Annotated in this window: 10 protein-coding genes, 4 tRNA genes, 1 rRNA gene and 1 other annotated feature; of the genes, 14 read left to right on the forward strand and 1 reads right to left on the reverse strand. The window is 28.5% G+C overall.

The window, feature by feature from the left end; all coding sequences use genetic code 11:
* Positions 1 to 41: 41 nt before the first annotated feature.
* The 14 genes from rrf to addA all read left to right on the forward strand — a co-directional run bounded on the left by rrf (position 42) and on the right by addA (position 14,324).
* Positions 42 to 158, forward strand: a 5S ribosomal RNA gene (rrf, locus tag ACFYH6_RS00075).
* Between the two features lie 11 nt (positions 159 to 169).
* A tRNA-Ala gene (locus ACFYH6_RS00080) sits at positions 170 to 245 on the forward strand.
* 130 nt (positions 246 to 375) lie between these two features.
* A complete protein-coding gene (locus ACFYH6_RS00085; RefSeq protein WP_316345337.1) occupies positions 376 to 885 on the forward strand; it encodes an HD domain-containing protein in 510 nt (169 codons plus the stop codon).
* A gap of 14 nt (positions 886 to 899) precedes the next feature.
* Positions 900 to 1,406 (forward strand): transcription repressor NadR, encoded by a 507-nt coding sequence (locus tag ACFYH6_RS00090; RefSeq protein WP_316345338.1) that lies wholly within the window; start codon positions 900 to 902, stop codon positions 1,404 to 1,406.
* 17 nt (positions 1,407 to 1,423) lie between these two features.
* A complete protein-coding gene (locus tag ACFYH6_RS00095; protein WP_316345339.1) occupies positions 1,424 to 2,836 on the forward strand; it encodes an NAD(P)/FAD-dependent oxidoreductase in 1,413 nt (470 codons plus the stop codon).
* Complete coding sequence (locus ACFYH6_RS00100) at positions 2,829 to 3,083, forward strand: DUF1667 domain-containing protein (RefSeq protein WP_316345340.1); 255 nt, start codon at positions 2,829 to 2,831, stop codon at positions 3,081 to 3,083. The genes ACFYH6_RS00095 and ACFYH6_RS00100 overlap by 8 nt, the downstream gene beginning before the upstream one ends.
* A gap of 50 nt (positions 3,084 to 3,133) precedes the next feature.
* Positions 3,134 to 3,333, forward strand: a binding site (T-box leader).
* A 66-nt stretch (positions 3,334 to 3,399) separates the two neighbouring features.
* Positions 3,400 to 4,677: a serine--tRNA ligase gene (gene serS / locus ACFYH6_RS00105; RefSeq protein WP_416180459.1), complete on the forward strand. Its 1,278-nt coding sequence runs from the start codon at positions 3,400 to 3,402 to the stop codon at positions 4,675 to 4,677.
* 187 nt (positions 4,678 to 4,864) lie between these two features.
* A tRNA-Ser gene (locus ACFYH6_RS00110) sits at positions 4,865 to 4,955 on the forward strand.
* A gap of 137 nt (positions 4,956 to 5,092) precedes the next feature.
* Positions 5,093 to 5,183 (forward strand) — tRNA-Ser (locus tag ACFYH6_RS00115).
* A 24-nt stretch (positions 5,184 to 5,207) separates the two neighbouring features.
* A tRNA-Ser gene (locus tag ACFYH6_RS00120) sits at positions 5,208 to 5,298 on the forward strand.
* Positions 5,299 to 5,452: 154 nt separating this feature from the next.
* Entirely contained in the window at positions 5,453 to 6,397 is a 945-nt protein-coding gene (locus ACFYH6_RS00125) for an ROK family protein (protein WP_316344313.1), read from the forward strand.
* A 159-nt stretch (positions 6,398 to 6,556) separates the two neighbouring features.
* Complete coding sequence (locus ACFYH6_RS00130) at positions 6,557 to 7,072, forward strand: GNAT family N-acetyltransferase (RefSeq protein ID WP_416180458.1); 516 nt, start codon at positions 6,557 to 6,559, stop codon at positions 7,070 to 7,072.
* A gap of 43 nt (positions 7,073 to 7,115) precedes the next feature.
* Positions 7,116 to 10,550 carry a helicase-exonuclease AddAB subunit AddB gene (addB, locus tag ACFYH6_RS00135; protein WP_416180457.1) on the forward strand — a complete coding sequence of 1,145 codons (3,435 nt, stop codon included), beginning with the start codon at positions 7,116 to 7,118 and terminating at the stop codon, positions 10,548 to 10,550.
* 3 nt (positions 10,551 to 10,553) lie between these two features.
* On the forward strand, positions 10,554 to 14,324 hold the full coding sequence (gene addA, locus ACFYH6_RS00140) for a helicase-exonuclease AddAB subunit AddA (RefSeq protein WP_416180456.1): 3,771 nt from the start codon (positions 10,554 to 10,556) through the stop codon (positions 14,322 to 14,324).
* Between the two features lie 32 nt (positions 14,325 to 14,356).
* On the opposite strand, the gene ACFYH6_RS00145 is transcribed toward addA, so the two are convergent.
* Complete coding sequence (locus tag ACFYH6_RS00145; RefSeq protein ID WP_416180455.1) at positions 14,357 to 15,706, reverse strand: CCA tRNA nucleotidyltransferase; 1,350 nt, start codon at positions 15,704 to 15,706, stop codon at positions 14,357 to 14,359.
* Between the last annotated feature and the right edge of the window lie 11 nt (positions 15,707 to 15,717).

Consider the following 15,717-nt stretch of genomic DNA (forward strand, 5'->3'; position numbering starts at 1 on the left):
TGTTATTAATTCATGTGCAATTTTCAGAGAACACTCTGAAATCTGGTGATGATGGCGTAGAGGAAACACTCCTTTCCATTCCGAACAGGAAAGTTAAGCTCTACAGCGCCAATGGTACTGCATGGGAGACTGTGTGGGAGAGTAGGACGTTGCCAGGTTATTTTTATTTGGGGGTATAGCTCAGTTGGGAGAGCACTTGCCTTGCACGCAAGGGGTCAAGGGTTCGAATCCCTTTACCTCCACCAAGAAGTCATGATTTCATGACTTCTTTTTTTATATTTAAAAGTTTGAAAACTTATATGAATTGATAATAAAAATATATAGTGTTATTATTTTTATAGATGATAGTTAATAATAAAAAATAAGGGTGATTTTATGACTTTATATAGAATAAAGCAATTTATTTGGGGATTTACTTCATTATTTAAAGAAATAGATTATACATATATAACAAAATTTTTAAATGAAAATGAAATAGAGATATTTAATACTCTTAAACATAATGATAAGCACCACTGCATAAGAGTGTGTAAGGATTCAATAAAAATGAGAAATGAATTAAATATAGATGTAGATATGTATAGATTAGGAAGAGCTGCATTATTACATGATGCAGGAAAGGGAAAGATACATTTATCATTAGTAGAGAAGTCTGCAGTTGTATTATTAGATAAATTAACAAGGGGAAAGATAAGAAGATATGATAATATTAAACAAATAAATGTTTATTATAATCATCCTAATATAGGATTAGGGATTTTAATAAAAAATGGATTTGAATATGATAAGGAATTATTAGATGTGGTAAGGTACCATCATAGCCCCAATATAAAAAATGAAAATAAAATGCTTAATATAATTAAGATATGTGATGATAAAAACTAATTTTGAGGTGATTTATGAGTTCTAAAAAGAGAAGAGAAGAGATTATAAATTTATTAATAAAAAGCAATGGAGCTATAAAGGGCACAGAACTTGCTTCTTTATTCGGTGTTACTAGGCAAGTAATAGTTAAGGATATAGCTATTTTAAGAGCAGAGGGTAAAAATATTATAGCAACGCCTGATGGGTATATATATAGTAAAGATAGTAATAAATATAAATCTATAATAGCAGTTAATCATGATAGTAATAGAACCATTGAAGAATTAGAAATAGTAGTTAAGTATGGTGGAATGATAGAAGATGTTATTATTGAGCATCCTATTTATGGTGAAATAAAGGGAAACTTAATGATTAGAAATTTAAATGATTTGAATAAATTTGAAAGTAAATTTAAAGATAAAAATGTTAAACCATTGTCAAATCTAACAAATGGAGTTCATTTACATACAATAGCTGCAGATAGTGAAGAAGATATAAAATCAATAATTAAAGAATTAAAGGAAAAGGGATTTTTATTATAATATGGGAGGAATAAAATATGGATTATGATATTCTTATATTAGGAGGAGGAATCATTGGGTGTGCTGTAGCATATGAGCTATCTAAGTATAATTTTAATATAGCAGTAATAGAAAGAGATTATGATATAGCAGATGATATATCCTTCGTAAATACATCAATTGTGTATGATGGATCTGAAACATCAGATGATGTAATGGCTAGATATGAGTATATAGGAAATGCAATTATGCAGGAAACATGTAAAAAGTTCAATGTTCCTTTCAAGAAGGTAGGAGCATTAAGAGTTGTTAATGATGATAATGGTGTTAAAAAGCTTATAGAAATGCATGAAAGAGCTAAGAATAGGGGAATAGAAGGGGTCTATTTAATAGATGATAAAGATGTTTATGATATAGAGCCTAATATAAATCATAATATAAAAAAAGGTCTTTATTCAGAAAATATAGGAATTGTAGCACCTTATGACTTAGCTATATCCTACGCTGAAGTGGCATTTGATAATGGTGTTATTTTTAGATTAGAGGAAGAAGTATTAAATATTCAAAATTTATCAAAAGGATTTAGAGTTACAACAAATAAAAATAAGTTTAGTTGTAAAGTAGTTATTAACACTATACCACATGAGATATATATTAAAGAAAATGGAAAAGTTGAAGAAAAAGAACAAGAAGTAGGTAGTAGAAAATTTAAAAACATGAGTTATCTATTAGTAGAAGATAGTTATAAAAATAAGTTAAATAAGATAGTTATAGAAACTTTTGATAAGGATACATTTATTTTAAGTACACCTACAACTACTACAGGTACATTAATAGGAATTAAAAGTACTGAAAAGACAAGTTTAAGTGATAATTTGTTTTATGCTAATAGATTATTGAAAAATTTAAATCAGAACAATATTAGTAATCTTTTTAGGGAAAGTTACAATAAGGATTCAATGCTAATAGATGAAAGTGAAATCGATACAGGCTATATTAGAGTAACAGGAACACATTATGGTAAAATTACTATAGCGCCAGCTATAGCTAAAATGATTTGTGATACTATTGCCAATAACTTAAACTGCACTCTAAAAAAGAATTTTATAGATAAGAGAAGAGAAGTATATAAGTTTAGAGAATTGGGAAAGAAAGAAGCTAATGAAATAATTTCATTAGATAAGAGATATGGAAAAATAATTTGTGTATGTAATAGCATTTCAGAAGGTGAAATAGTAGATTCTATAAGAAGGCCTTTAGGTGCTAGAACTGTAGAAGGAGTAAAAAGAAGAACAGGATCAGGATTTGGAAACTGCCATGGATCCTACTGTGTAGAAAAGATAGTAAATATATTAGCTCGAGAATTAGATAAAAATGTAACAGATATAGTAGATGATTCAAAGGACTCTAAGATAATTTCAAGTAGAATAAAGGAGTTTAAGGATGTATAATTTAGATGAAAAAGAAGAGAATAAGGATATATTTACATCAGTAGTTAGAGTTAAAGGCAGTGATAAATATAGAGTAGTACCTGTTAAGTCAAGTGAAAAAGTAGATATAAGTATCTGGAGAGAACTATCTAAAGTATTAGGAAGAATATATGTAAGTACTCCAATAAGGGTAGGAGATACAATATGTAAAAATATACTTAATACTGGGGTTGACATTATATGTACACGGGATTTATCAGATGACTAAATAAATTATTGACATTAATATTTTTTTATAATATATTAAGAATAAATATAATAAAACTGTTGAAAAGGCTAGTAATATCAGTATTTGCTTTAAGAGAGTCGATGGATGGTGTGAATCGATAGTAATATGATATGAATCCACCTTGGAGGGACTGTGATGAACAGTACGGTATAAACCGTTAAATTTTTTAAGAGAGTAGCATTATTATGTTACTAATTAGGGTGGCAACGCGGAACTTTTCGTCCCTTTTAGGGAAAGAAAGGTTCTTTTTTATTGAAAAAAATTAAAAGGTATAAATTATTAGGAGGGATATAAAATGTTAGATTTAAAGTTTGTAAGAGAAAATCCAGAAATAGTTAAAAAAAATATAGAAAATAAGTTCCAAAATAATAAACTTCCATTAGTAGATGAAGTAATAGAATTAGATAAGAAGCTTAGGGAAGCTAAACAAGAAGCTGAATCATTAAGAGCTAATAGAAATAAGTTATCAAAACAAATTGGTGGTTTAATGGCTCAAGGAAAAAGAGAAGAAGCAGAAGAAATGAAAAAGAAGGTAACTGAAAATTCAGAGCGTTTATCTGAGTTAGAAGCTAAAGAATCAGAGTTATCAGAAAGAGTTACTACTATAATGTTAAATTTACCAAATATAATTGACCCAAGTGTTCCAATTGGTAAAGATGATAGCCAAAATGTAGAAGTTGAACGTTTTGGAGAACCAAAGGTTCCAGATTTTGAAGTTCCATACCATACAGATATAATGGAAAAGTTAAGTGGATTAGATTTAGATAGTGCTAGAAAAGTAGCAGGAAGTGGATTCTATTACTTAATGGGGAATATTGCAAGACTTCATTCAGCAATAATTTCTTATGCTAGAGACTTTATGATAGATCGTGGATTTACTTATTGTATTCCTCCATATATGATACGTAGTGAAGTTGTTACAGGAGTTATGAGCTTTGCTGAAATGGATGCTATGATGTATAAAATTGAAGGAGAAGATTTATATCTAATTGGAACAAGTGAACATTCTATGATAGGTAGATATATAGATACTATATTACCAGAAGAATCATTACCACAAACTTTAACAAGCTATTCTCCTTGTTTTAGAAAAGAAAAAGGAGCTCATGGAATAGAAGAAAGAGGAGTATATAGAATTCATCAGTTTGAAAAGCAAGAAATGATAGTTGTATGTAAACCAGAAGAAAGTATGGAATGGTATGATAAATTATGGAGAAATACTGTAGATTTATTCCGTTCTCTAGATATACCAGTTAGAACTTTAGAATGTTGTTCTGGAGATTTAGCAGATCTTAAGGTTAAGTCAGTAGATGTAGAAGCTTGGTCACCAAGACAAAAGAAATATTTTGAAGTAGGAAGTTGTTCTAACTTAGGAGATGCACAAGCTCGTCGTTTAAAGATTCGTGTAAATGGTAAGGATGGAAAATACTTTGCTCATACATTAAACAATACAGTTGTTGCACCACCAAGAATGTTAATAGCTTTCTTAGAAAACAATTTAAATGAAGATGGATCAGTAAATATTCCAACTGCGCTTCAACCATACATGGGAAATATGAAAGTAATTAAGTAATTAATTTATAAGAGATACATATAAATATATGTATCTCTTAATTTACATAATATATAAAAAGAGTAATAATAATTAATATTATTTTAATTACTTAAATATTGTTTAAATTTAAATATAAAAATAATAAAAAAATGTTGACATAATATTTTTATGTTGATATAATAATTTTTGTCGCGAGACGTAATATGGAGAGATGGTCGAGCTGGCTTAAGGCACCGGTCTTGAAAACCGGCGTACCTTTGCGGGTACCGTGGGTTCAAATCCCACTCTCTCCGCCAAGTAAAAGCATCTAATTTCTTAGATGCTTTTTAATTTAAATATGAAAATAATAAAAAAATATTAAAAAAATTAAAAATAATAATTGACAATATATATAGTGGTTGCTATAATAATATTTGTCGCAAGACGGAAATATGGAGAGATGGTCGAGCTGGCTTAAGGCACCGGTCTTGAAAACCGGCGTACCTTTGCGGGTACCGTGGGTTCAAATCCCACTCTCTCCGCCAAATAACCTTTTTATGAGGGCACATGGAGAAATACTCAAGTGGCTGAAGAGGCGCCCCTGCTAAGGGCGTAGGTCGGGTAACTGGCGCCCGGGTTCAAATCCCGGTTTCTCCGCCAAAAGCATCTAATAAATATTAGGTGTTTTTTTTTGTATAAAAAAACAAAGTGATTTAAACTAGGAACTAATTTTATTGTAAACAATTTCTGCAAGTGATATACTATTTTTATCTTAATTAAGAATGATAGAATATGTATATTTGGGAGGATGGAGATGGAAAAGAAGTATGTAGTAGGTGTAGACTTAGGGGGAACTAAGATATATACTGCGTTAGTTGATTTAGATGGGAATATAGTTAAAGAAGTTACAGTTAAAACTGAAGCTCAAAAGGGTGATGCTATAGTTTTAGAAAAGATTCTTAATACTATAGATGATGTTTTAACAGGAACAGATATAAATGAAGTTAAAGCAATTGGAGTTGGATCACCAGGACCATTAGATGTAGAGAATGGATTAATAGTATATACTCCAAATTTACCATTTAAGAATTTTAATATAGTAAAACCTATAAAAGAAAAATATAAAATTGATACTTATCTAGATAATGATGCAAATGTTGCAACTTTAAGTGAGTATATGTTCGGAGCAGGAAAAGGAAGCAAAAATATGGTCTATGTTACAGTAAGCACTGGAATAGGCGGTGGTGCAATTTTAAATGGAAATTTATTTAGAGGAAGCACATCAAATGCTTTAGAAATAGGTCATATAACAGTAATGAAGGGCGGTCCTAGGTGTGGATGTGGTAATACTGGTTGTGCAGAAGCACTAGCATCAGGAACTGCTATAATGAAAAGAGCAAAGGAAGCTGTAGAAAGCAAAGTAGAAACTTCTCTAAGGAATTATGAAGAAGTAACAGCTCAAGAAGTATTCTTAGAAGCAGAAAAAGGAGACAAAGTTTCTAAGGATATATTAAATGATGCATTATCATATTTAGGAATAACTATTTCTAATATAGCTAATTCATTTGATCCTGATAAGATAATTATAGGAGGAGGAGTTAGCGAAGCTGGTAGAATAGTATTTGATAAAATAGATCATGAAATGGAAAGAAGATGCTTAAAAACAATATATAATAATTGTAAGGTAGAAAAAGCAGTATTAGGAAGTAAAGCAGGAGTATTAGGTGCTGCTGCATTAGCAATTTTAGAAAGTAAATAGAATAAATAAGGCTGTATTATAATAATTAGTATTATAATACAGCCTTTTATTATTAAAAATCTAACCTTATATACAACATATGATAATACAAGCCTTTTTTTATTGTATAAAAAAGATTTATAATAAGATTATGTGGAAAAAGGTGGAGGATATATTGATATGATATACGGAGAAAATATATATATGAGAGATGTAGTAAGAGAGGATATAGATATTTTATTTAATATATGCTCTGATAAAGATGTATTAAAATATAATGGACTAGCTAAAGGTATTATGACAAAGGAATATATAGATAGTCAATTTCATCATCTTAATAGGCCTAATAAAAAAGAGTTAGTTATAGTTAATAATTCTAGTGATGTAATTGGATATATGTATTATAAGGAAAATAGTTACACTGTGGATGTTTATTCAATTGGTATAACTATAGGTAAGGATTATTGGCACAAGGGGTACGGGCAAGATTCAATAAAGGCTTTATGTAAATATCTTTTTAATAATAGACAAGCTCATAAGATAGAATTAGAAGTTGTTAGTGCAAATAAAAGGGCTATAAGTTGTTATAAAAGATGTGGATTTAAAGAAGAGGGTATAAGAAGAAGTAAGTATTATTATTCGGGAAAGTATTTAGATACTATAGTTATGGGATTATTAAAGAAAGAATTTATTTAAGTACTTAGGGTATAATTAAGATATTAAATAAAGGAGTGTTTGTATGGGAATTAGATTTATTTTCGGAAGAGCAGGTACGGGCAAAAGTAGATTTTGTTTAGAACAAATCAAAAAGAAAATTGAAAATAATACTGGAGATAATAGACTGATATTAATTGTGCCAGAGCAATACACATTTGATACTGAAAAAAAGTTTTTAGATATAGTTACTGAAAAAGGCTTCTTAAGGGGAGAAGTATTAAGCTTTAAAAGAATGGCTCATAGGGTATTCGAAGAATGTGGTGGAAGAACAGATATAAAAATAAGTGATTCAGGAAGAAATATGCTTATATATAAGCTACTAAGAGAAAATGGAGATAATCTTCAGTACTTTAATAGAATGAGCAAAGAACAAGGTTTTTCATCAATAGTTTCCAAAGCAATAACTGAATTTAAAAAATATAATATTTCCTCGGAAATATTAGGGATTAAAGAAGAGGAAATTTATGATGAAGAATTAAAAAAGAAAATGAATGATTTGAAAATAATTTATAGAGATTTTAATGAAGTACTTCATAAAAGATTTATAGATTCTGATGATGAATTAACATTATTAGCTAGGAAATTAAGTGATTGTAATATATATGATGGAGCCGAAGTATGGATAGATGAATTTACTACCTTTACTCCACAACAATTAGAAGTAATAAAGGTATTAGCTAAAAGAGCTAAAACCGTAAATATAACATTATGCAGTGATAGTTTAAGTGGTGGAAGAGAAGTAGATTATACAGATATATTTGATGCTATAAAAAATACTGAAAATGCTATATTAAATATGATGAAGGAAGGAAATATATCTTATTTAGAACCTATAGATTTAAATAAGGGATATTCATATAGATTTTTAAATAGTGAGGACCTTCAACATTTAGAGAAACACTTTTTTACTTATCCCTTTATGCCATATAGGGGGAAGGACAATAATGTAAGACTTTATAAGGCTAATAATAGTTATGAGGAAATGGATACAATAGCTAGAGATATTTTAGTTCTAGTAAGAGATAAGGGATATAGATATAAAGACATAGCTGTGGTCTGTAGAAATATAGATGAATATGAAAAGATAGCTACTGTTATATTTAATGATTATAAAATTCCATTTTTCTTAGATAAGAAAAGAGAAATATTAGATAATCCTTTAGTAGTGTTAATAATTTCATCTTTAGAGATATTATCTAATAATTGGTCTTATGAAAGTATGTTTAAGTATTTAAAGAGTGGTTTAATAAATATAGAAGAAAAATATATAGATATACTTGAAAATTATGTTTTAGCTAATGGAATAAAAGGATATAAGTGGACGAAAGATTTATACGATAAAGAAAATATATCTGAAGAGGAAAATTTAGTTTTAGAAATTATGGAAGAAATAAGATCTCCTTTAATTAATCTTCATAATAAGATAAGAGGTAAAAAGACAGTAAAGGATGTAGCTACAAGTCTATATGAGTTTTTAAATGAATTAGATGTATTTAAAACTTTAGAAACTTGGTTAGATGAATTTAATGAATTAGGACTTCAAGATAAAATAAAAGAATATATGCAAGTACCTGAAATGGTTATGGAGATATTAGATCAGTTAGTTGAAGTACTAGGTGATGAAGTCATAGATATAAAAGAATTTACTAAAATCCTTATATCAGGTTTTGAAGAAAAAGAGATTGGAGTAATTCCTATGTCTTTAGACCAAGTAAACATAGGGGATATATCTAGAGTAAAAGGAAGAGAAGTAAAGGCTTTATATTTAATAGGAGTAAATGATGGAGTTCTTCCAGCAGTAAGTAAAGATGAAGGGATAATCAATGATAGAGAAAGAGATATATTAAAGAATATTGGAATAAGATTAGCTTCAGATACTAAGAGTAGAGCTTTTGAAGAGCAATTTATTGTTTATACAGCATTAACAATAGCATCAGAATACTTAATGATAACCTTCCCTATGGCAGATTTTGAAGGAAAGTCTTTAAGACCATCTATAATTATTCCAAGGCTTAAAAAAATTCTTCCTAATGTAGTAGAAGAAAGTGAAATTTACAACTTAAGAGATAGAAATGATAAGTTTAATAAGATTACGGCCCCAATTCCAACCTTTAATGAATTAATTTCAGCTTTAAGAATGGAGTTTGAGAAGGAAAAGGTAGATGAATATTGGGCAGAAGCCTTTAGATGGTTTGAAAATGATGAAGAATTTAGAAATAAAGCAAATACAATGTTTAAGGGACTTACTTATACTAATTTAGTAGAAAAGGTTCCTAGGGAAAAAATAAGAAGGCTTTATCAATTAGAAAACAAGAAGTTAGTATTTAATATATCAAGAATAGAGAAATATGCTCAATGTCCATTTTCCTATTATGTTCAATATGGACTAAAAGCAAAGGATAGAAAAGTATATGAATTCTCAGCACCAGATTTAGGTTCATTTATGCATAATATACTTGATGACTTTACTAATAAAATCAGAACAGAAAAAATAGCTTGGTCTGATTTAAATAAAGAAAGATGTAAGCTTATAGTTAATGAGTTAGTAGATAGAAAGCTTGAAAGTGATACTAATTCAATATTAAATAGTACAAAAAAGTATCAATATTTTGCAGATAGATTTAAGAGAACTATAACTAAATCTGTTATGGTTATTTCAGAACAAATGAGAAAAGGAAAATTCGAAGTCTTTAGAAATGAATTTGAATTTGGAGGATTTAAGGATGGTGAGGCTATAAAGATAGATTTACCCTCTAATGAGACAGTATATTTAGTAGGTAGAGTAGATAGAATAGACACCTTAGATTTAGATGGAAATACTTATATTAAGGTAGTTGATTATAAGTCAGGAAATAAGAAGTTTAACTTAACAGAGGTTTATTATGGACTACAAATACAGTTATTAGTTTACTTAGATGCTCTTATTAAAAATTCAAAATATATTTTAGAAAAACAAGCAATGCCAGGAGCAATATTATACTTTAAAATAGATGATCCAATAATTAAATCTAAAAAACCACTTACAGAAGAGGAAATAAAGAATAACATATTAAAAGAATTAAAAATGAGTGGATTATTACTTAAGGATATAAGTGTTGTTAAAGCCATGGATAGCGATATAGAGTCAGCTTATTCATTAATTATTCCAGCAGCAATCAAAAAGGATGGAAACTTTACAGCAACAAGTTCAGTAGTTACAGAAGAGCAATTTGATATATTAAGAAAGTATGTTAATGATAAAATGGCAGAACTTTGTGAAGAAATGCTAAGTGGAGATATAAAAATAGTACCATGTAAAAACAATAATACTCCATATTGTGACTACTGTGATTATTCATCAGTATGCCAATTTGATACTTCTATAGAAAATAATAAATATAAAATTGTCTTAAAGAAGAGTAATGAAGAAGCATGGAAATTAATAAAGAATGAAGTTGAGAAGGGAGGAGAAGCATAATAGATGGGAAGTACTAAATGGACTGAAGATCAGTTAAAAGCAATTACAACAAGAGAATGCAATCTTTTAGTGGCAGCAGCAGCAGGATCAGGTAAAACAGCAGTTTTAGTTGAAAGAATTATTAGGATTATAACTAATGAGGATAATCCAATAGATATAGACAGATTATTAGTTGTTACATTTACATCAGCGGCAGCCGCAGAAATGAGAGAAAGAATAGCGGATGCAATATCAAAGGCATTAGAAGTTAATCCAAACTCAAAAGTTTTACAAAGGCAATTAACACTTTTAAGTAGGGCTAATATAACTACTATGCATTCCTTCTGCCTAGATGTTATTAAAAACTACTATCATATTATTGACCTTGATCCAACCTTTAGGATAGCAGATGAAACAGAAAATACATTATTAAAATTAGAAGTAATTAATGATATGTTTGAAGATTACTATGAAAATGAAGATGAAGAATTTAAAAAGCTTATTGAAGCATATAGTACATCTAAGGATGATGAAAAATTAAAAAATATAGTCTTAGATTTATATAGGTTTTCGATGAGTGGCCCTTGGCCAGAAAAATGGTTAAAGGATAGTGCAGAAGCTTTTAATATAGATACAATTGAGGATTTAAATAAAACGTCATGGATACAAGTATTAAAAGAAACTATATATATTGAAGTATCTGGTTATATAAAGACCTTACAGAAGGCTATTGAGTTAATTAAAAGTACAGATGGATTAGAGCCGTATTTACAAACCTTTAATGATGAACTAAATATGTTTAATTCAATTATAGAGTCATTAAATCATGGAATTGAAAAACTTTATAATGAAATAAGTAACGTTAGCTTTGGAAGATTAAAATCAGTTAAGAAGGATAAAGTTTCAGACCCAGAGGCTTTAGAGATAGTAAAGGCTATAAGAGATAATATTAAGAAAAAGTCATCAAAGTTAATTGAAGATAGTTTTTCTATATCTATAGAAGAAGCTTTAGAGGGAATAAAAAAGTCCTATCCATATATGAAAATGATTAGTAAGCTTACATTAGATTTTATAGATAGATTTAAAGTGAAAAAGAGAGAAAGAAATCTGTTAGATTTTAATGATTTAGAACATTTATGTTTAAAAATACTTATTAAGTATGATGATGAAGGAAATATAATTCCATCAAGTGTATCTGAAGGATTCAGAGAATACTTTGATGAAGTTCTTGTAGATGAATATCAGGATTCTAATAATGTTCAAGAAGCCATTATAGATTTAGTATCAAGAAAGAATTTAGATAATCCAAATGTATTTATGGTTGGTGATGTTAAGCAAAGTATATATAGATTTAGACAAGCAAAACCAGAACTATTCTTGGATAAATATAATAAATATCCTTTAGAAGAGGGAAGTTTAAACAGAAAAATTCAATTATATAAGAACTTTAGAAGTAGAGAAGAAGTTATATGTGGAGTTAATTATATATTTAAAGAGGTTATGTCTAACAACGTTGGAGAATTAGAATATACAGATGAAGAAGCTCTAAATTTAGGAGCCAGTTATAAAGAAAATGAGGATGATGATGTAATTATAGCAGGACCTATAGAACTTCATATTTTAGATAAATCAAATAATAAAGATACTACAGAAGAAGATCAAATAGAAGAAATAAATTTAGGTGATGAAGAAAAAGAAGAAGAGGAAGATGTTGACGCAATAACACTAGAAGCAAGAATAGTTGCAAGAAGAATAAAAGAATTAATGAATCCTGACTTAAAAACAGGAAAAATATTTAAAGTATTAGATAAGGAAACTGGAGAATATAGACCATTAAAGTATAAGGATATAGTTATATTACTTAGAGCAACTAAAAATTGGGCAGAGTTATTTTTAGAGGAGCTTGGTTCAGAAGGAATTCCTATTTATGCTGATACAGGAACAGGATATTTTGAAACTATAGAAATAAGAACAATAATGTCTTTACTAAAAATAATAGATAATCCAATGCAAGACGTTCCTATGATTTCTGTTTTAAGATCTCCTTTAGTTAGTTTTAGTGCAGAAGAATTAGGTGACATTAGGCTTTTAAATAAGGAAAAATACTTTTATGAAATTATAAAAGAGGTATCAGAGGACCAATATGAAGTTAATGAGGAGCTTAAAAATAAATGTAAGGTATTTATTAACAATCTAGAAAAGTGGAGAAAAAAGGCTATATATACACCTATAGATGAATTTATATGGTACTTATATATGGATACGGCTTATTACGGATATGTTGGGGCAATGCCAAATGGAAAGCTAAGACAAGCAAATTTAAAAATATTATTCCAAAGAGCAAAACAATTTGAACAAACTAGCTTTAAAGGATTATTTAACTTTATTAATTTTATTAATAAGCTTAGAAATTCTTCAGGGGATATGGGAAGTGCAAAGGTCCTTGGGGAAAATGAAGATGTGGTTAGAATTATGAGTATTCATAAAAGTAAGGGCCTTGAATTTCCAGTAGTATTTACATCTGGGGTTGGTAAACAATTTAACTTAATGGATTTAAATAAATCTATTCTTTATCATGATGATTTAGGATTTGGACCAGATTATGTAGATTTAGAAAAGAGAATATCATACAGTACATTATCAAAGGAAGCTATAAAAAAGAAAATATTATTTGAAACTTTATCAGAAGAAATGAGAATTCTTTATGTTGCATTTACAAGGGCTAAAGAAAAATTAATTATAACAGGTGCAACAAGAGATTTAGAAAAATCAATATCAAGATGGACATCAGCAGCTGCATTAGACGAAGAAATAGTTCCAGCATCAGAAGTATTAAAGGGAAAAAGTTATTTAGATTGGATTGGAATGGCTTTATGTAAACATAGAGATGGGGAAGAGCTTAGAAAATATATAGGATTAGAGAGTGGTTTACTTGTGAATGATTTCTCCACATGGAAGGTTAAAATGTGGAGAAAAGATCAATTGAATGTGGAAAAAGATGAAGTGGCTGTGGATGAAATTAATGAAAATGATCTTTTTATTAATAAAGAGGTAAATAGTATTGATAAAGAGATAAGTAGAAGATTAAGTTATAAATATAAATATAATTTAGCAGAATCTTTACCAAGTAATGTATCAGTGTCAGATTTAAAGCGATCTCTTTATGAACATGAAGATGATGATGTATTAACTGTTAATATATTTAGAGACAAGGAAGTATTAAAGCCTAAGTTCCTTCAAGAAAGGAAGGGCTTATCAGCATCTGAAAGAGGAACAGCTGTCCACTTTATAATGCAAAAATTAAATTTAGATAAGGTATCAACAAGGGAAGAAATAAGAGATCAAATTGAGGATATGAAAAATAATAATTTACTTTCTGAAGAAGAGGCAAAGGCTGTTGAGAAAATTAACTTTTTAGGTTTCTTTAGAAGTGAATTAGGCAAAAGAATGATAAGTGCATATAATGAGGGTAAATTATTAAAGAGAGAGCTTCCATTCTATACAGAAATAAGTAGTTTAGAAGTAGATAATACCTTACCAGAAAATCAATATAAAAATGAGAAGGTTAGACTTCAAGGTATTATAGATTGCATATTTGAAGAAGATAATGAAATAGTTCTTCTAGATTACAAAACAGATTATGTAGTAGAAGGAATGGAAGAAGAGATTATAGATAAATACAAAGTTCAGCTAAGATATTACAAAGATGCTGTAGAAAAGATAACTGGTAAAAGAGTTAAAGAAAGTTATTTATATTTATTTGGGTTAAGCAAAGAAGTTATAGTAGAGAAATAATAATTAAAGAAGTACAGCTTAGCTGTACTTCTTTAATTATTGTCTATAAATAGCTTTCCTAATTTCAGTAATGATTCTTTTGAATTTAAATCTGGATTTTCTAAAACCTTCTCTAATAAATGATTTAATGTTTCACCTATTAATTTTCCAGGTTTTATTCCTAGAATACTAATTAAATCTTTACCTGTTATATCTAAATCTTTTACTATAAGTGGCTCTTTATTCTTTATAATTTCATTAGTTAAAGCCTCAGTGTAAGACACCTTTTTTAAGAAGGGCTTAGGATTATTTAGAGATTTAATATCTGCCCTTTGAAGTGCAAATAATAAAGGCATATTATCTTTGCCAACAGAATTTAGTAGCTTTTTAACCTCATATTTTGTAGGCATAGTATCAACATTTAGAACTAAATGATACTCAATTAATTTACATACAATTTCTATTGTATTATTATCAAATCTCAAATTAGATAATATTTTTTTAGCCATTATTGAGCCTTCAAGGCAATGCCCAGGGAACCCATAAAAGCTTCCGTTATTCAATGGGGTTAATGTATTTATTTTTCCTACATCATGAAATAAAGCTGATAATCTTAAGATTAAATTATCATTAGTATTATCAATAACCTTTAATGTATGGGAAAAAACATTTCTATTATGATTACTACATTTAGATGAAAAACCTACTAATGAATTTATATCTGGTAAAATTACTTCTAGTAGATTAGTTTCTTGTAATAACTTAATTCCCTTAGAAGGATTAGGAGAAATCAATATTTTACAAAGCTCATCTCTAATTCTCTCTTTGCTAATATTAGAAATAAGTAAGTAGTTCTTTTTGATTGCATTTAAAGTACTTATTTCTATATCAAAGGATAATTGACAACTAAATCTAATAGCACGAAGCATTCTTAAAGAATCTTCTTTAAAGCGTTTGTCAGCATCACCAACACATCTTATTAATTTATTATTTATATCATTAACTCCATTAAAGTAATCAATTAAGCCAGCAATTTCATTATATGCTAAAGCATTTATAGTAAAATCCCTTCTTGATAAGTCGTCTTTTATATCTGTAACAAAGTTAACAGAGGAAGGACGTCTATTATCTAAATAAGAGCCATCTGTCCTAAAGGTTGTAACTTCATAAGGATTATTATTTATTAAAATAGTAATAGTTCCATGCTTTAAACCTGTAGGGATAGTCTTATTAAAAAGTAAAATAGTAGTTTCAGGTTTAGCAGAAGTAGTTAGATCGTAATCTTTAGGAGTAACACCTAAGATGCTATCTCTAACGCAGCCACCAACCATATATGCTTCATAGTTATTCTTATAAAATGTATTAATAATAAAGTTAACCTCTTTTGGAACAAATATATTCATACTTAACCTAC

The organism is Clostridium sp. HCS.1 (genome assembly GCF_047900555.1).
Taxonomy (GTDB): domain Bacteria; phylum Bacillota; class Clostridia; order Clostridiales; family Clostridiaceae; genus Clostridium.